The sequence below is a fragment of the Rhizobium sp. 3T7 genome (assembly GCF_020166565.1).
Classification (GTDB): Bacteria; Pseudomonadota; Alphaproteobacteria; order Rhizobiales; family Rhizobiaceae; genus Rhizobium.
Map to the genome: position 1 here is coordinate 188,066 of NZ_JAIQXS010000008.1, position 16,720 is coordinate 204,785.

Annotated in this window: 16 protein-coding genes; 4 read left to right on the top strand and 12 right to left on the bottom strand. The window is 60.5% G+C overall.

Features of this window, described 5'->3' with window-relative positions; translation table 11 throughout:
* Nucleotides 1-25 precede the first annotated feature (25 nt).
* The gene (locus K9B32_RS14335) at nt 26-229 is read left to right on the top strand and encodes a MerR family transcriptional regulator (RefSeq protein WP_224563162.1); all 204 of its coding nucleotides are present in this window, start codon (nt 26-28) and stop codon (nt 227-229) included.
* Between the two features lie 152 nt (nt 230-381).
* Here the strand turns inward: K9B32_RS14335 and K9B32_RS14340 are convergent, their stop codons facing one another.
* Both K9B32_RS14340 and K9B32_RS14345 read right to left on the bottom strand, forming a co-directional pair.
* The gene (locus tag K9B32_RS14340) at nt 382-1,113 is read right to left on the bottom strand and encodes a class I SAM-dependent DNA methyltransferase (protein WP_224563163.1); all 732 of its coding nucleotides are present in this window, start codon (nt 1,111-1,113) and stop codon (nt 382-384) included.
* An 85-nt stretch (nt 1,114-1,198) separates the two neighbouring features.
* Nucleotides 1,199-1,786 (bottom strand): ATP-dependent Clp protease proteolytic subunit, encoded by a 588-nt coding sequence (locus tag K9B32_RS14345; protein ID WP_224563164.1) that lies wholly within the window; start codon nt 1,784-1,786, stop codon nt 1,199-1,201.
* Between the two features lie 216 nt (nt 1,787-2,002).
* On the opposite strand from K9B32_RS14345, the gene K9B32_RS14350 reads away from it, so the two are divergent.
* A complete protein-coding gene (locus K9B32_RS14350) occupies nt 2,003-2,809 on the top strand; it encodes a DUF2076 domain-containing protein (RefSeq protein ID WP_224563165.1) in 807 nt (268 codons plus the stop codon).
* A gap of 146 nt (nt 2,810-2,955) precedes the next feature.
* Nucleotides 2,956-3,750 (top strand): glycosyltransferase family 25 protein, encoded by a 795-nt coding sequence (locus tag K9B32_RS14355; protein ID WP_224563166.1) that lies wholly within the window; start codon nt 2,956-2,958, stop codon nt 3,748-3,750.
* Between the two features lie 31 nt (nt 3,751-3,781).
* Here K9B32_RS14355 and queF read toward each other — a convergent pair whose 3' ends face one another.
* The 10 genes from queF to K9B32_RS14405 form a co-directional block, all read right to left on the bottom strand.
* Nucleotides 3,782-4,246, bottom strand: a complete 465-nt coding sequence (gene queF, locus K9B32_RS14360) for a preQ(1) synthase (protein WP_224563167.1) — start codon at nt 4,244-4,246, stop codon at nt 3,782-3,784.
* On the bottom strand, nt 4,247-5,161 hold the full coding sequence (gene emfA, locus K9B32_RS14365) for a CDF family cation efflux transporter EmfA (RefSeq protein ID WP_224563169.1): 915 nt from the start codon (nt 5,159-5,161) through the stop codon (nt 4,247-4,249).
* 245 nt (nt 5,162-5,406) lie between these two features.
* The gene (locus K9B32_RS14370) at nt 5,407-6,060 is read right to left on the bottom strand and encodes an Isoquinoline 1-oxidoreductase subunit (protein WP_224563170.1); all 654 of its coding nucleotides are present in this window, start codon (nt 6,058-6,060) and stop codon (nt 5,407-5,409) included.
* 11 nt (nt 6,061-6,071) lie between these two features.
* Nucleotides 6,072-8,231: a xanthine dehydrogenase family protein molybdopterin-binding subunit gene (locus tag K9B32_RS14375; RefSeq protein ID WP_224563173.1), complete on the bottom strand. Its 2,160-nt coding sequence runs from the start codon at nt 8,229-8,231 to the stop codon at nt 6,072-6,074.
* A 3-nt stretch (nt 8,232-8,234) separates the two neighbouring features.
* Nucleotides 8,235-8,693 carry a (2Fe-2S)-binding protein gene (locus K9B32_RS14380; RefSeq protein WP_224563174.1) on the bottom strand — a complete coding sequence of 153 codons (459 nt, stop codon included), beginning with the start codon at nt 8,691-8,693 and terminating at the stop codon, nt 8,235-8,237.
* A gap of 358 nt (nt 8,694-9,051) precedes the next feature.
* Nucleotides 9,052-9,717 (bottom strand): DUF2161 domain-containing phosphodiesterase, encoded by a 666-nt coding sequence (locus K9B32_RS14385; RefSeq protein ID WP_224563175.1) that lies wholly within the window; start codon nt 9,715-9,717, stop codon nt 9,052-9,054.
* Nucleotides 9,718-9,727: 10 nt separating this feature from the next.
* The gene (locus tag K9B32_RS14390; protein WP_224563270.1) at nt 9,728-9,964 is read right to left on the bottom strand and encodes a hypothetical protein; all 237 of its coding nucleotides are present in this window, start codon (nt 9,962-9,964) and stop codon (nt 9,728-9,730) included.
* A 170-nt stretch (nt 9,965-10,134) separates the two neighbouring features.
* Nucleotides 10,135-10,683, bottom strand: coding sequence for a TIGR02117 family protein (locus tag K9B32_RS14395; RefSeq protein WP_318013343.1), 549 nt, complete (start codon nt 10,681-10,683; stop codon nt 10,135-10,137).
* A 344-nt stretch (nt 10,684-11,027) separates the two neighbouring features.
* A complete protein-coding gene (locus K9B32_RS14400) occupies nt 11,028-13,217 on the bottom strand; it encodes an anthranilate synthase (RefSeq protein ID WP_224563176.1) in 2,190 nt (729 codons plus the stop codon).
* Nucleotides 13,218-13,478: 261 nt separating this feature from the next.
* Nucleotides 13,479-15,602: a TonB-dependent receptor domain-containing protein gene (locus K9B32_RS14405; protein ID WP_224563177.1), complete on the bottom strand. Its 2,124-nt coding sequence runs from the start codon at nt 15,600-15,602 to the stop codon at nt 13,479-13,481.
* Between the two features lie 266 nt (nt 15,603-15,868).
* Between K9B32_RS14405 and K9B32_RS14410 the strand changes: the two genes are divergently transcribed.
* Entirely contained in the window at nt 15,869-16,720 is an 852-nt protein-coding gene (locus tag K9B32_RS14410; protein ID WP_224563178.1) for an extensin family protein, read from the top strand.

Here is a 16,720-nt window from a genome sequence, read left to right on the forward strand (position 1 = left end):
CGACAAACAGCCAACGAGGTGAGTCGTGAGTCATTCCGCACACTTTTTGAGCCCTTCCGAGGCGGCAGCGCGGCTCGGTATCTCCATCAAGGCCTTGCGGATCTATGAGCAAGGCGGCCTCCTCGCCCCCTTGCGCACATCTTCCGGCTGGCGCGCATACGGGCCGGATGAGATGGCCCGCGCTGGCGAGATTGTCGCATTTCGCGCGCTCGGCCTCAGCCTCACATAGATTGCGCAGGTCCTGAAGGGTGATCGCGGCCGCCCGCGCCCGGCTATGAGGCGGTTGCAACCTGCCTGGCGTCGCCGGATGTCCGTGCACGCACCGAAGGCGTGATCGCCTGGCGGCCCAACGTTGCTTGAGAGTGTGCCTTGCTGCCTGACTCACGACGTGCGCCGGACGACGAAGATCATCTCCTCGGAGGTCCGCTGGTCGAAAGGCTGACGGTCCCAATCGCCATAGAGGGCTTCGGCGCGCAGCCCGCAAGCCCCGAGGTGCCGTTCGATATCGCTGCGCGGCAGAAACAGTAGCTCGCTTTCTGAGACAAGCGTCTCTTCGGGGAACTGATAGCGAGTTTCGAAATGAATCCGCCCCTTCCCGTAAGAGACCACGTCGCGCGTCTTGCGAACGACAAGCCCGTCGTGAACGATCTCGACCGCACCGCCGTCCCAGCAGGCTTTCCAGTCTATTTCAGGATTGCGAGTCTCAAAGACGATGCAGCCGCCATCCGCCAGATGCTCGCGCATGGCGGCAAAGGTGGCGAGAATGGAGCTCTCGTCGAGCAATACCTGAAAGGCATGACCGGTCATGATGATCAAATCGAAGCGCTTTTCGGATCGAAAATCCTGGGAGTAACACTCGACCCATTCGATCCTGTCGCCATGCGGCTTGCGCTTGGCGATATCGAGCATCGGTGCCGAGGGGTCGGCGCCGGTCACGTCATGACCGCGTGCCGCATAGGCATCGCAGATCAGCCCGGTGCCGCAGCCAAGATCGAGGATTGACTTCGGCCCGCCGTCTACCAGCGAGAGGTAGAAATCCCGGTCCTCGGACCAGCCGCAAGCAAGATCATAAAGGGCTGCCAGACGCGGATTCTCGTAATGCAGATCGGGCATGTTGGAACTCCGCGGCTCGGTACGAAAACGAAAAAGCGCCCTCGCCTGCCAGCCGGCAAGCAAGGGCGCTTTTCATAGCATGAAATCAGATCTCGGACTGCGACGTGATAATGCGCGAAACGAGGCCGTAGGCCTTGGCTTCTTCCGCAGACAGCCAATAGTCGCGGTCGGTATCGGCAGCGATCTTCTCGTAGGGCTGACCGGTTGCTTCAGCCATGATCTTGTTCAGACGCTCGTTCATCTTGATGATCTCGCGAGCCTGGATTTCAATGTCGGAAGCCATGCCGCGCGTGCCGCCGGACGGTTGGTGAAGCAGGAAGCGCGTGTTCGGCAGGCAAATGCGCCGCTCCTTCGGCGCTGCGACATAGATCAGCGCGCCGGCCGACGCGACCCAGCCCGTTCCAATCATCCAGACCTTCGGCTTGATGAACTTGATCATATCATGGATCGAATCGCCGGATTCGACATGGCCGCCGGGTGAGTTGACGTAGATGCGGATATCGTCGTCATTGGCCGCGGCAAGCGCCACGAGCTGCGTGCAGACCTTCTGCGCGAGTTCTTGCGTGATCGGCCCGTAGATGAAGATCGAACGCGACTTGAAAAGGTTCGCCTCCGTTTCCTTGCCGAGCGGCAGTTCCTTCGTCTTGTCGTCCTGTTCTTCTTCTTCGTACATTCGAACCTCTCTTGCGTCGAATTCGGGTTCCTCGCACATAGTGCGACTCCATGCGTAAAACAATGCGGGAAAAAGACAAGCCACGGAACGGATGAAGATATGGTTAGGCAGACGGCGCGGCTTACCGAAATGTAACTTGGCACGGCTTTGAAAAGTCGAAATCCGTTCCTACGTCATCCCTAGGCGCGAGATCGCCAGCAACAAAGGAGACCGGCCATGTCACCTGAAGAACGCCAATTGTTGACCGCCCTTTTCGAGCGTGTCCGCACCGCATCGGCAACGCCGCGTGACCATGACGCCGAAGCGCTGATCGACCAGGGAACGAGCGAGCAGCCCTATGCCACCTATTATCTTGCGCAGGCCGTTATCGTGCAGGAAAAGGGGCTGGAAGCGGCCGCCAATCATATCAAGCAGCTGGAGGAGCGCATTCGTGTGCTCGAGGCCGACCAGAGCGAATATCACAAGGCCGAACAAGGCGGCGGTTTCCTCAGTTCGATCTTCGGCACCAGCCAGACACCGCCCCAGCAGCCGGCGGCGCCGCCGCCCTCCTCCGGTCCATGGGGAAGCGCGCCGCGCCAGCAGATCCAGCAGGATCGCGGTTTCGACACCCCCCGCGCCATGCCACAGCAGCCAACCGGGCCATGGAGCCCGCAGGCGGCGGCGCCTTCGGCAGGTGGCAGCTTCCTGCAAGGCGCGCTCGGCACGGCGGCAGGCGTCGCAGGCGGCATGCTGCTTGCCAATTCGCTGAGCGGTATCTTCGGGAGCCACATGTCGTCGCTTGGCTTGGGTTCACCGCTTGCCGGTAACAATCCCTTCGCCAACGCGCCGACAGAAGAGACGGTCATCAACAACTATTTCAGTAACGATGGTGACAAGCAGCAGGCAGCCGACAACACGAAAAACGATAAGGACGACAACGACGACACTGCCAGTGTTCAGCAAGCCGACTACGACACCAACGATGACGATTCCGCCGATGACGATCAATCCGACTTCGGCAATGACGACAGCTTCAATGTCTGACGCGATCTGGCGGCCTTGCCGGAGACCGCCTGATCGTCGCCGCGTCCACGCACGGACGTCGTGAGGCATCGACGATCAACCTTGACGATAGAGACAGAGTTCTCAATAAGATTTGGACGCTATGGCCATCTACTAGGCAAGATCTGTTGAATATCCTTATCATCAGTCGCAAGTCCGAGAACGAGAGAAGGCATTATCAATCTCGGCAGATGGCGAGACTCGGATTGGAATATCGTTTTCTCGACGCGTTCGAGGCGAGCGACCTATCTCTCGAGGCCTGCCAGGAAGCGGCCAACAACTGGCCAAGTCCGACGCTTCGCCAGGACATCGCCTGTTTCACCTCGCATCGAATGGCATGGAACGCCGTCGTGGAGCGAAATGAAAGGACCATCATCCTGGAGGACGATGCCGTCCTTTCGAGCGATATTGCCGAAGTGATAAGGACTATCCGCGACCGTGACGACGACTGGAACTGCGTCTACGATCTGGAATTCGTACCCCTGCCCCATATCATGGCGAAGTCACCGCTTTGGACCGATGATCACAGCGGCCACCGGGCGACGCGCGTCTTTCAAAACCGGCTCGGCTTGGCGGGTTATGTCATAGGGCCACGCGCAGCGGCGAAAATGCTTCAAGACACGAAGAACTATGCATTGGTCGATGCATATTTCTGGCATAGATCGTGGATTACGGCCTTTCAGATCGAACCGGCCCCCGTGGTCCAATTGCGCTTTCTCGAAGACAGCGCAAACAAGGCGCCCTTCCTTCGGGCATCCGAGGACGATACGTTCAGGCCAAAGAGCAAGCTGGGCAAGCATTTGATGCGCTTGCGTCTCGAACTCGTGAAGGCGCGCAATCTTCTGAGAGCCGGCCTTTTCAGCGAGAAGCGCCAGATCCAAATGGATATTGCCAAGTTTACACTCGACCGCGACAACGTTTGAATTCCAGGCCTCTCAACCAAATCGCCAGGGCTCAGCCGCGACCGCGATAGGTGGCGACGCCTTGATCGGGCAGCCAAACGCCCTCGGGCGGCTTGCCGGTCTGCCAGAAAACGTCGATCGGAATGCCGCCGCGCGGATACCAGTAGGCGCCGATCCTGAGCCACTTCGGGTCGAGCAGTTCGACCAGCCGCTTGGCAATATAAATCGAGCAATCCTCATGGAAGGCACCGTGATTGCGGAAGGCATGCAGGAACAGCTTCAGCGATTTCGATTCCACCAGCCATTCGTTGGGGATGTAATCGATCACGATGTGGGCGAAGTCTGGCTGACCCGTCATCGGGCAAAGCGACGTGAATTCTGGTGCCGTGAAGCGGACGACGTAGTCGGTGCCGGCATGGCTCGACGGCACTCGCTCTAGCACCGCTTCCTCGGGTGATTTCGGAGATTCCGTCTGGCTGCCCAGCATGGACAGGTTGGATACATCTGTTGTGGGCATTCAAGCCTCCTTGATGACTTTGACGCGAATGCCGTGGGCCTTCTCGCCCTCTGGCTCCACGTGTATGGCGATGCTGGAACCCCGATGCGCTGCACGGATGGCATCTTCAAGGCGATCGCAGATATCGTGCGCCTGCCTTACAGACATGGCGGCCGGCACGACAAGATGAAAATCGACAAAGGTGACCGTTCCGGCGCGGCGTGTCTTCAGGTCATGTACGCCGATCGAGCCTGCCGCATGGGTGGCAATCGCCTGCTTGATCGCCTCCTCCTCCTCGGGCGTGACCGCCTGATCCATCAAGCCGCCGATCGAATGCGAGATCACCTTCCAGCCCTGATAGAGAATGTTGACGGCAACCAGGATGGCGAGCACCGGGTCGAAGATGGCATAGCCGGTGGCCAGCGCCAGCAGCAGGCCGACCAGGACGCCGACCGAGGTGACGACATCGGACATGATGTGATGGCCATCCGCTGTCAGCGCTGCCGAGCGATACTTGCGTCCGGTCCTGATCAGGATCTGCGCCCAGACGGCATTGATCACGCCGGCGACAAAGTTGATCGCAAGACCAAGCGCCGGCGCATCCAACATCCGCGGATCGGAGAGATGCCCAATCGCTTCATTCACGATCAACAGCGCCGCCACGACGATCAGCGCGCCTTCGGTCACGGCCGAAAGATATTCCGCCTTGTGATGTCCGAACGGATGATCGTGATCGGCCGGCTTCTGTGCATAGCGGATGACGAAGAAGGCGATGAAGGCGGCAACGACGTTCACCGTCGATTCCAGCCCGTCCGACAGCAATGCCACCGAGCCTGTCACTCGCCATGCGACCATCTTCAGGCCCATGACCCCGAGCGACATCGGGATACCCCAGAGCGCCAGCCGCCGAACCGTGAGATTGCCCTTTTCGTCCATTTTCATCCCCTGCGCAGGCATCGGTGCGGATGCGAATGAATTGCACAAACCAGACCATTCAAACGCAAAACCGCCCGCGCGAAAATCGCGCAGGCGGCCCATGAAGCTCATATGGTGATAATGCATATTTTGTCAAACGGCGCGGCGAGAAATACCGACGTAATTTCGCTCTGCAAATCTGACTTCGAAGATGAACCTCGGTGTGGCCAAGCGCCAGGACTGACCAGCGCTTGGCGCTATTCTCATCAGCCTGCCGGGCAGGCGGCTCCTGTATCCACCCAGGCCTTGATCAGTTCACCGAACTCCGCCTGGGTGCCGGGTGCAGGCTCGCGGCCCTCGCCCGGGTTCCAGCCCCAGCCGACGAGGTTGTCATGGGACATGTGCTCGACGATCTTGCTCAGGTCCCTGCCGCCGTTGCGCGTCGGGTCCTTGAGCTGCTGACAGATTTCGCCGAGCGACTTGCCCACCCATGCCATTTCGATCGGCGCCAGATGCCACGCCGGATTGCCGGGAACGCTCTTCAACGTCGGCGACTGACCGACGATGGTTGCATTCTCCGCACCGTGACAGGTGTTGCACATCATGCCAGGCACGCCCATGCCGCCGTCGCCGCGGGTGACTGGCGGCTGATGCGGATGCATGGCTATCGTCTGAAGCGGCTTGTCGCCCGCCGGATGGCAGTTCAGACATCGAGGATGCTCGATCACTTTGCCCGCTTCTTTGAAGAGCGCGACCGAGCGTGCTTTCTGATCGGCGATCGACGAGAAGGATGCCACGGGCTTGAGTGTCGACCTGTCGGACACGGGCGCCGTCTGCGCCAGCGCCATGAACGAGGCGGGCAAGGCCGCAATAAGGGAGAGGCCGCCTGCCGCGCAGGCGAGTGCCAGTCTGCTTTTCATGTCCGCCTCCCTCAGCTTGTCGTCACGGCAACGATTGGCAGGCTACGAACGGGTGTGCCGGTCAGCCGCCGCCAGGCATTGGCGGTCGCCGGACCGACTGGCGGCACGCCGGGCTCCCCGACACCGGTGGGCGGCTCGCCGGATTTGATGACAGCCACCTCGACATCCGGCATCTCGTTGATCCGGATCGACCGGTAATCATGGAAGTTCGACTGCATGATCGCGCCGCCCTCGCCGAGTGTCACGGCGTCGAACAGAACCGCACCAAGACCGTAGCCGATGCCGCCCTCCATCTGCGCCTTGATGACGTTCGGATTGATCGCCACGCCGCAATCGACCGCGCACCAGACTTTGTGCACGCGCGGTGCTCCGTCGGCCCCGGCCGACACCTCCGCCACCTGGCCGACATAGGTGTTGAAGCTTTTGACGACGGCCACGCCGCGCTGTCTGCCTTCCTCTACCTTCCCGCCCCAATCAGCAAGCTCCGCCGCCTTCTTCAACACGCCCGCGTAACGCGGGTCTTCCTTCATCTGCTCGAGCCGCCCTTCCACCGGATCCTTGCCGGCCATCTGGAAGAGCTCGTCAAGGAAGGTCTCGACCGCAAAGCCGGTATGTGTATGTCCGACAGATCGCCACCAGAGCGGCGGCACGGCAAGCTTCACATTATGCGAGATCACCCTGAGGTTCGGCACGTCGTAAGGCAGGTCCGAAGCCCCCTCGACCGATGTGCTGTCGAGATCCGCCTTGCCCAGGATCGACTGGCCGACGATCGCCTGGTCCCAGGCGACGATGCGGCCATCCGCGTTAATGGCGCCGCGCATCTTGTGAAGATACATCGGCCGGTAATAGCCGCCGCGGATATCGTCCTCGCGCGTCCACATGTGCTTGACCGGGCGCGACTGGTCGGTCGCAGCAAAGGCGGCGGCCGCCTCCTGCATATAGGGCGAGCCGAACTGCGCCTTGCGTCCGAAGCTGCCACCGGTGATCTGTGTGTTCAGCCGGACCTTTGACGGATCGAGCCCGACGATCTTTGCCGCAGTATTCTTGTCCGCGCCAGGGAACTGGGCCCCGTTATAGACGTCGAGGCTGCCATCCGCCGCCTTAATGAAAACGGCGTCAAGCGGCTCCATGGGCGCATGAGCAAGGAACGGGAAGATGATCTGCGCTTCCAGGGTCTTCAGCCCCTTGTCGCCGAAGGCCTTCTCGACATCGCCCTTCTCGGCGGCAGTGACGCCCTTGTCCGTCAGCGCCTTCGCATAGTCGGCTGCAAGCTGGTCACTGGAGCGCGTCTCCGCATTGGAAAGATCCCAATCGACCTTCAGGACCGAACGGCCCTTCAACGCAGCAAATGTGTTGTCGGCATAGACGGCGACACCCTGCGGCAATTGCTTGACGTCGACAACACCCTTCACCTTGCGCGTTTCGCGATCGTCGAACGATTTGACCGTTGCTCCGAAGTGGTTCGGGTGGGCGACCACCGCGACCAGCAGATTGTCCGGCACGATGTCCAGCGTAAATATTGCCTGGCCGTTGGTCTTGGAGACGGTGTCGAGCTTTGGCAGTTCCTGCCCAATCAGAGTGAACTTTGCAGGATCCTTCAGCTCGATGTCGGCCGGCGGCTTGATGGCGGCGGCCCTCGTTGCCAGGGCGCCGAAGCCGCTCTCCTTGCCGGAACCGGGATGCTTGACACGGCCTTTTTCGACGGTGATCTCGCTCGCCGGAACCTTCCACTCATCGGCCGCGGCTGCAACCAGCATGGCGCGTACCGTCGCTCCTGCCTTGCGGAATTGCTCGTAGGAATTGGCAATCGACGTGGAGCCACCGGTACCCTGAAGCCCGAAAGCAAGGTTGGCGTAGATCTTGTCATCGGCGGGCGAATGCACGGCACGCATCTGCCCCCAATCGGCATCGAGTTCCTCCGCGATCAGCGTCGCGAGACCGGTGAACGGCCCCTGCCCGAACTCGATATGCTTCGACAGGATCGTCACCGTGTCGTCGGTCCCGACCTTCACGAAAGTGTTGAGTGTCACGAGCGCGTCCGAACCGCCAGCCTGCTCGCCTTTGTCGGCGGCAAAGGCGGCAATCCTCGGCGCCAGCGCAAATCCGATGACGAGACCGGCGCTTCCGGCGAGGAAAGCACGGCGCGTGGTTGAAATCTCCTGGATGGTCATGTCTCAACCCTCCATCGAAGCGGCGGCGCTGTGGATTGCCGCCCGTATGCGATGGTAGGTGGCGCATCGACAGATATTTCCGGTCATCGCACCGTCGATATCGTCGTCGGTGGGCTTCGGGGTGTTCTGCAAGAGCGAGACGGCCGACATGATCTGGCCCGATTGACAGTATCCGCATTGCGGCACGTCGATCGCGATCCAGGCCGCTTTCACAGCCTCCGCTTCCTTGCCCTCGACCCCTTCGATCGTGAAAATCTCGGAGCCTTCCGCCGTCGAGATCGGCGTGATGCAGGAGCGGCGCGTGAAGCCGTCCATATGCACCGTACAGGCACCGCACTGGGCAACGCCGCAGCCGTATTTCGTGCCTGTGAGCCTCTCGAAATCGCGGATAACCCAAAGTAGCGGCGTGTCCGGATCGCCGTCGAAAGTCTTCGTCTGTCCATTGAGCGTGAACGTAACCATCGTCGAGCCTCGGGGGTTGGCTGGACCCATTGCGGCCCCAGCGAGCTGCGCAGCATTCTTCACGACGGCTAAGCTAGGGCGATCACGGACGCTTGACCACGCCCCTACCGATAAAGGTTGCGTTACTGGGTTCCGATCTCGTTTATCTCTTTAGGCAAGAATAGGGCGCCGTATGCGGGGCAACCGCGGCTCCGATTGTTCGGCCTTTTAGGTCGCTTGTTCTTTGTCTTGCGTAGATGCGCGACGACGAAACGCGTGTCGCCGCGGCCAAGCGGCGACCCTAATTTGGGCTGACCGTGGCTGGTCAAGCGTCAGTTTGCAGGGCTCGCAATGATCGAGGCGCCGATGCGCAACGGCTTTAAGCTACCACACTGATGGCTTGCGGCCAGCGAAGGAGCGCGGCTTCGCCCGTTGGCGTCAACGCATAGATGCCCTTCTCCCGACGCTCGAACCAGCCGTAGACATTGCCGAGCAGGATCTTGCCAGCATCCGGCGCCAGCGCCTTCATGTCGCGTGGCCGCACGAGCCCCTGCTGGAGTGCCGCGGCGCAGATCAGGGCACGCTGGCGATAGGCCGTCATGATCGGTGCACGCGAGCCACCGCCGACGACCGGATCGCCGCGCCGGCGCTGATGTTCCTTGACGAGCCGCGACCGGCGCTTCGGATTGGTGCGGGGCATCGGCGAGACGGAGCTGACGATAACGCTGACCTCGCCGGCATCGGAGACGCCGAGCATGCCGATCCCCAGCCGGCGGCACAGATCGCGATAGCGCTTGTCGGCCTCGCGCCCTCGCCCCTTGGCGGAAACGCGGGCGGCGATCCACACTTCATCGCTCATTGCCGCTCGATCGACTGCCTGCAGCACAAGCTCGAGATTGAAGCTGAGTTTCAGCTCACACACCACGACGACGGACGGCTCTCCCTCGCTCAGGCCGACGAGATCGCATCCGCCGATCTCACCTTTAACGACATAGCCCGCCGCTTCCAGAAAGCCTTTGACCGGCAGATAGAGCGAGGTTTCCATCGAGACTGTTTCAGGAATTGATGTCGGCAATCTCGCCGTGCTTGACAAGCAGCCGCGGCGACGACATATCGCCGGTCTCCTCGTCGACCATCACGGCATAGGCCGCAACACCGACGAAACGCGAGGCCATGGAGGTCGCAATCTTCTCGGCGCTGACAGCGTTCGATGCCTGGCGCATCTCGCCCGGCACCAGATTGCTCCGGTTCTTGCGGTACGGGAGCACGATAAACTTCTCAGCATTGGCCACGACGTTATTCCTCATTCATCGTTCCGGAAATGTTCTGATTTGTTGCAGGATGTCAATCAGACTCTGCCGGTCCTTGTCGCTGGTGTCCGAACTGCACCCTGCCAAACCGATGCGAGACCAAGAGGGCGGCGACGAAAGCTGCCAATGCGGCGGCCACGCAAGATCGCAGTTCACGCCAGATTGCCGGAGGCGGCTTCGTCAGCAAATACGGCCTGATCATTGTGGAGCCACAGGGAAGCTCTGAGCATCCACGGCAGCGCTGTCCACCATCCGGACACGAGACCAGCCTGACGCAACGCCGCGGCAGTCCAGGTGTTGCACCCCAAGAAGGCATTGAAATAGCCCTCAGCTTCAAAGAAGGCATCGTTCTTGCCATACGAGAATCCGGCCAGCGGCATCGGCTTGTCGACCTGCTCCGTGAAACTGCCGAGAACGAAGGCGAGCAGGCGCCTGTACCCTTCCTCGCCGACATCGACCGCCATGACGCTCGGGTGGTCGAGCGGAATGTCGCCGGCCAGCGAAACATGCATCACGGAATTGTCGAGGCTGAAGCTCTTGAAGACCGGCATCGCCTTCAGGTCTGCCCAGGTCGGTGTTTCCGTATAAAATGACCGGCCTCCCCATCCGAAGATGATGTAGCGAAGGTTCGGGTCGTCCAGATCAAGCGCGCCGTCACGAAGGAAGCCGAACCGCGCAAGAATATCGGCGTCAGCCGGCACGGCGATGTCGGTGTGGATCGGATTGCTGAGAACGAGGATGCGGGGCGGACGTCTCCCGGCGTCGGATCGTCACGCCAGATCGGCCTTGGCAAAACGATGCCGGCCGCAGTTGCCGTAGCGATTGGCACGATGACGATCGCGAATGACTTCAGGATCTTCAGGAGCACGCAGCCATCCATCACTGAGAGAGCAATGGATGCTTAACAGCCATTGTGGCAATTTGGAGTAGAAACTCTTGAGATCGCACGGGAATTTTCCGCAGGTCCGAAGGCATGGCCCACAACAGGGGCCATGCCTTCGATTATCTCGAAGGAGGCCGAGACGGCCTCGCCTGACGCCTCATCTCAGGCCGCCTTGGTCTTTGCCTTGCGGGACAGATGCGCGACGACGTTCTCGATCATCCGCATGCCGGCATCGCCGCCAAGCGTCATGATCGATTCCGGGTGGAACTGCACGGCCGCAATCGGTTCCTTCTCGTGCTCGATGCCCATGATCGTGCCGTCTTCGCTTTCCGCCGTGATGATGAAATCACGCGGCAGCGTCGATGGATCGGCAAAGATCGAGTGATAGCGCCCGACCGTCACCTCCTTGCCGAGGCCCGAGAACACGATGCCCGGCTCCAGCACGCGGATGCGCGACGGTTTGCCATGCATCGGCAGCGCCAGATGCCGCAGTTCGCCGCCATAGGCTTCTGCCAGCGCCTGCAATCCGAGGCAGACGCCGAAGATCGGCAGGTTGCGCGCCCGCGCCTTCTTGATCGTCGCCTTGCAGTCGAAATCCTTCGGATTGCCTGGACCTGGCGACAAGACGACCAGATCCGGATCCAGCCTATCGAAGATTTCGTCCGGCACTGGCGTGCGCACCGTCGAAACGGTGGCGCCTGTCTGGCGGAAGTAGTTGGCAAGCGTGTGGACAAAACTGTCCTCGTGATCAACGAGCAGGATCTTGACGCCCTTGCCGACGGCAGCGACGTCGCGGCTGACCTTGCCGGAGTTGCCGGCCTTGGCATCGCGGATGGCGGAAAGCATGGCGGAGGCCTTCAGTTCGGTTTCGGCTTCTTCTTCGCGTGGATCGGAATCGTTGAGCAAGGTCGCCCCTGCCCTGACTTCGGCAATCCCGTCCTTGATGCGCACGGTGCGCAGCGTCAGGCCGGTGTTCATGTCGCCGTTGAAGCCGACCATGCCGATAGCGCCGCCGTACCAGGCGCGCGGGCTCTTCTCATGGCTTTCGATGAAGCGCATCGCCCACAGCTTCGGTGCGCCGGTGACCGTCACGGCCCAGGCGTGAGACAGAAAGCCGTCAAAGGCATCCATGTCGTCGCGCAGCCGGCCCTCGATGTGGTCGACAGTGTGGATCAGACGCGAATACATCTCGATCTGACGGCGGCCGATGACCTTCACCGAACCCGGCTCGCAGACACGGCTCTTGTCGTTGCGGTCGACGTCCGAGCACATGGTGAGCTCCGACTCGTCTTTCTTGGAATTCAACAGCTTCAGGATCTGTTCGCTGTCGGCGATCGGATCGTCGCCGCGCTTGATCGTGCCCGATATCGGGCAGGTCTCGATGCGGCGGCCGGACACACGCACGAACATTTCAGGCGAGGCGCCGACCAGATATTCCTGGTTGCCGAGATTGATGAAGAAGGAGTAGGGCGACGGATTGATCGCCTTCAGCCGCTTGGAAATGTCGGAGGGCTTGCTGTCGCAGCGCTCCATGAACTTTTGGCCGGGCACCACTTCGAAGAGATCGCCCTTGCGGAAGCTTTCCTTGGCCTTGACGACGAGGTCGGCATACTCGCCGGGGCGATGGTCACTCTTCGGCGGAATGGCGTCCGTGCGCTGGAACGGTTCAGCCGGAATGTCGCCAGCCTTGCCCTCGGTCGAAAGCCCGCCCTTTTCGAAGTCGTAGCGGTCGATCCAGGCCTTGGCCGAGTAGTTGTCGACGACGAGGATTTCGTCCGGCAGGTAGAGCACCATGTCGCGCTGGTCGCTCGGACGCGTCAGCTTCAGATTGATCGCGTCGAACTGGAAAGCAAGGTCGTAGCCGAAGGCGCCATAAAAGCCGAGGTTGGCATCCGCCTGCGAATAGAAGAGATCGGTGATGGCGCGCAGCACGGTGAACACGGTCGGGATCTTCGAGCGCTCCTCCTCAGTAAAGGCGCGCTCCGGCGTCTTCACCGTCAAGTCGAGGCGGCGCGCGGTGTTGGCGCCGAGCACGAGATCTGAGATCGTCTTGAGGCGCTCCGTGATAAAGGAGAGGATCACCTCGCCGCGCTCATTGTAGGCCTCGATCCAGACCTCACGGCCATGGCAGGAAATCCCCAGCGGCGGGTCGACGACAGCAGTGTCCCAACGGGTATAGCGGCCCGGATATTCGTAGTTCGAGGAGAAGACGGCGCCACGTCGCTCGTCGAGCTTGTCGACATAGGAAGAGACTGCATCGGCATAAGGGATCGCCCGCCGCTGCCGGGTGACGGTGATGCCGCCCCGCGTCTCGTAAATTTCCGCTCCGTCATCCCGAAGGATCGTTATCATTGTTCCACTCCGTTATCGGGCCCGGATGACAGGCAGCCTTAAAAAGCAAAAAAGCCGCCTGGCGTTTTCCGGGCGGCTCACTCGTCGTCTTTGGACACGATTGGTCGAGGCCGCCTCAGCGAGCCCACCACCAAACTGCAATGTTCAAGGACATGTTCATGGGCGAAATTGTTAGCGTGAGATCGGACCAAGCGCAAGAGCCGAATCCGGCGAATGAAGAAGGGCGGCACATGGCCGCCCTACGCATCATTAAGCCATCGTTCAGAATTTGGCTTTCGCTGTCACCATGAAGGTACGACCGCGACCGGTGTCGATTGTCGTGGTCTGGATCGTGCTGGAAGCCGGCGTGTAGGTCTTGTCGAAGACGTTTGTCACGCTCGCCGTCAGCTCCAGGCCGTTCTCCCACTGGTAATTCGCAAAGAGGTCGACGACGCCATAGCCGCTCATGAACCGCGGGCGTCCGGCATTCGTTGCGTTGATTTGCCCGATGTCGGCCTGTCCGGCAGCAAAGAGGCGCGTACCGACAGTCAGCCGCTGATCTTCAAGGAAGCGGCCGCCGAGAGTGGCGCTGAAGATGTTTTCAGGCAGGTAGCTCTGCACACCGAAGCCATTGATCTGCGCAGGCAGGTCCGTATTGGTATGGGTATAGGCAAGCTCCCCGAAGACGAAGCCCGCGTCATACGCGGCCTGGATTTCTATGCCGTCGACTTTCGACGTACCGGGATTGTTGATGAAGAAGGTCTGCCTGCCGCCCCCTGCAAACGCACCCGTGATGTAGTTGTCGATACGGTCGTTGAAATAGTTGGCCTTGAGGCGGAAGCTGTCGCCCGCATCCAGTATGCCATCAAACTTGACGTTGGCGCCGATTTCCCAGCCCTTGGAGGTTTCCGGCTCGAGGAAGGGGTTGGGGAAGAAGTTCTGGCCGGTAGCGCCTGGATGCGATCCGCCAGCAAAGGTTTCGTTGATGGTCGGCGCCCGCTGGGTTTGTGCATATGTCACATACGGCTGGAACCAATCAGTCGGATTGAGCGCAAAGGTGACACTGGGGTTCAGGCGTCCATCGGACTTGTCGACGGTATATGCGCCGGCCGTCATACCGAGCGGGTTGCCTGCGACAACCGACCCCGAACCGTCAATATTGAAATGATCGTAGCGCAGGCCAAGCGTCAGGTCCGCCATGCCGTAGGTGAATGTCGTCGTGTCGAAGACACCAAGGATGCCGCTCTTGCCGTCGCCGTTGACGCCACCCGAGGGCTGCGTCCGGCTGTTGACCACATCGTAATCGTCGTGGAAGTACTCGACACCATAGTTGGTGACGACAGCAACGTCGCCGATGTCGAACCTGGAGGTGTTGGAGACGTCGAAGCCAATCCCGGTATCGGTAATCCGGCGACCGGCGGCCGCACCGCCGCCCGTGGCGTTCGTGTCATATTTCATCTCAAGGCGGTTGTAATAAAAGTCCGTCTTGAAATCGATCAGCTCGTTGTCGCCGGGCGTATAGGCGTAGCTCGCGGCAAACGTCTTGTTCTTCACGTTCTGGAAATAGGAATTGGCGAAGAAGTCGTTGTCGTAGGTGATGCCGCCGAGTTTGATCGTGTTTTCCGCGTTCGGCGTAATCTCCGCCTTCAGCATGCCGGAAAGCAGATCCTGCTCGGTGAAAGGCACGGTAACGCCGTCGCCGTTTTCGTAGTTGCCCGGATCGCTCTTGCTGATACCGCCGAGGACGGCAAAGACATCGTTGAACCGATAGGCGCCAATGGCCGACTCGGACCAACCAAGTTCGTTGGTTCCAACCGTCGCGGAGACGATGCCACCGTAGTTCTTGTCGCCCTGGATCAGATCATCGATCTCGTAGGTTCGGAAATTGACTGTCCCGGCCAGCGCACCGCCGCCGATACCGATGACGGCACCGCGGGTCACGTCGATGCCTGCCAGGAACGCCGGATCCACGTAGGTAAATCCTTGCGCCTCATGACCGGTGAAGCGGAAATTCTGGCGAACGCCGTCGATCGACATGTTGACGCGGCCGGAGCCCTCGAAGCCGCGAATGTTTACGGCTACGCCGGGGTTCTGGGGATTGTTGGCCGTCGACGTTCCCGGAACGCTGCGCAGCAGATCATCCGTACCTTGCCCCGCCTGGAGGTTGATCTGGTCCGCGGTGACCGTGCTTGAAGGACCCGGCTTGGTATAGGGATCATTGGCCGCCTGCCGGCTACCCTTCACGATGATTGGCGAGAGGAAGGTATCGCCCTCGCTCTTGGCCTGCTGCTCTTCGGCCGTCTGGGCAGTCGAAGGCGCGCTTTGCGCAAAAGCAATGGCGGAAGGCAAAACAAAAGCAAGTGCCGTGCAGGCGAGTAGAACCGAGCGAAAGTGCCGGACGATCATGAAATCAACCCCTTGAGAAAAATATCCACCGGGCTGGCTGGTCGTGACGCGGCTGCGTTTTCGATGGGCTGGCTAGGCTTTCTGGCGAAGGTTTTCGCCTTCTTTCTGCCGCATAAAAAACATGAGTTTAATTGTCAATATATCGAGAGGCGGTTATCTTGATTTAATAAATCATATTTTCACCATAGAGATCAACGTTGCGAAATTGCAACGAAAACCGCATCCGTACGTTCTCCTCCCCGGTTCAACATACAACGGGTGGATGCGTGAAGAATATCATCGTAATTTTAGCGGCACTGAGCTGCATTGGGCTTTTGACCAGCGCACGCCTGCCGGACACGGGCCCTTTCCCGGCGGCCCGTCCAGGTGAATCCAATACGGCGGCGCCCATCCCGCAACTTCCCCCGATACCTGAACCGAAACCCGAAAGCGGCAAGACCGAGGTGCCGCCGGTCAAGCAGGGGCCTCCCAACTCTTCTGGCGTACCGGAAAAGCAGGGACCGAAACTTCCGTCGCAGCAGACGCTGGAGGAGCAGCATCTGACGATTGCCGCAGAGAGCGACGCCGAGCATTCGGAATGTGAGCGGGAGCTTCAGGTCCTCGGCGTTGTCTTCAAGGACATCCCGCGTATCGATGATGGCAACGGCTGCGGAATCGACAAACCGATCAAGGTTTCCGAGGCTTTGCCGGGAATAAAATTGAAGCCCGAGGCGGTGTTTCGCTGTCCTGTCGCCCTAGCCCTCGCCCGCTGGATCAAGGAGAGCGTCATCCCGGCGGCAAGCGCCGCCGCGATGGATCAGGGCCGCATCGTCGCCGTCAATCAGGCTTCGTCCTATATCTGCCGCCTGCGCAACGGCGCGGACACCGGCAAGGTTTCCGAGCACGCGCGCGGCAATGCGATCGACATTGCAAGCTTCAGTTTCGAAAAAGGCAAGGACATCGCCGTTCAGCCGCGCAGGGAGGATTCAACGCTGATCGGAGCCTTCCAGCGGACGATCAGCGCCGCCGGCTGCCTCTACTTCACGACGGTGCTGGACCCCGAAAGTGACGCAGCCCACGAAACGCACTTCCACCTCGACGTGTTGGAGCGGAACGGAGGATATCGCTACTGTCACTAG

Excerpts from the sequence above, each read along its gene's own strand:
- K9B32_RS14340 (WP_224563163.1), bottom strand. The coding sequence starts at position 1,113 with ATGCCCGATCTGCATTACGAGAATCCGCGTCTGGCAGCCCTTTATGAT.
- K9B32_RS14345 (WP_224563164.1), bottom strand. The coding sequence starts at position 1,786 with ATGTACGAAGAAGAAGAACAGGACGACAAGACGAAGGAACTGCCGCTC.
- K9B32_RS14350 (WP_224563165.1), top strand. The coding sequence starts at position 2,003 with ATGTCACCTGAAGAACGCCAATTGTTGACCGCCCTTTTCGAGCGTGTC.
- queF (WP_224563167.1), bottom strand. The coding sequence starts at position 4,246 with ATGCCCACAACAGATGTATCCAACCTGTCCATGCTGGGCAGCCAGACG.
- emfA (WP_224563169.1), bottom strand. The coding sequence starts at position 5,161 with ATGGACGAAAAGGGCAATCTCACGGTTCGGCGGCTGGCGCTCTGGGGT.
- K9B32_RS14370 (WP_224563170.1), bottom strand. The coding sequence starts at position 6,060 with ATGAAAAGCAGACTGGCACTCGCCTGCGCGGCAGGCGGCCTCTCCCTT.
- K9B32_RS14375 (WP_224563173.1), bottom strand. The coding sequence starts at position 8,231 with ATGACCATCCAGGAGATTTCAACCACGCGCCGTGCTTTCCTCGCCGGA.
- K9B32_RS14380 (WP_224563174.1), bottom strand. The coding sequence starts at position 8,693 with ATGGTTACGTTCACGCTCAATGGACAGACGAAGACTTTCGACGGCGAT.
- K9B32_RS14385 (WP_224563175.1), bottom strand. The coding sequence starts at position 9,717 with ATGGAAACCTCGCTCTATCTGCCGGTCAAAGGCTTTCTGGAAGCGGCG.
- K9B32_RS14400 (WP_224563176.1), bottom strand. The coding sequence starts at position 13,217 with ATGATAACGATCCTTCGGGATGACGGAGCGGAAATTTACGAGACGCGG.
- K9B32_RS14405 (WP_224563177.1), bottom strand. The coding sequence starts at position 15,602 with ATGATCGTCCGGCACTTTCGCTCGGTTCTACTCGCCTGCACGGCACTT.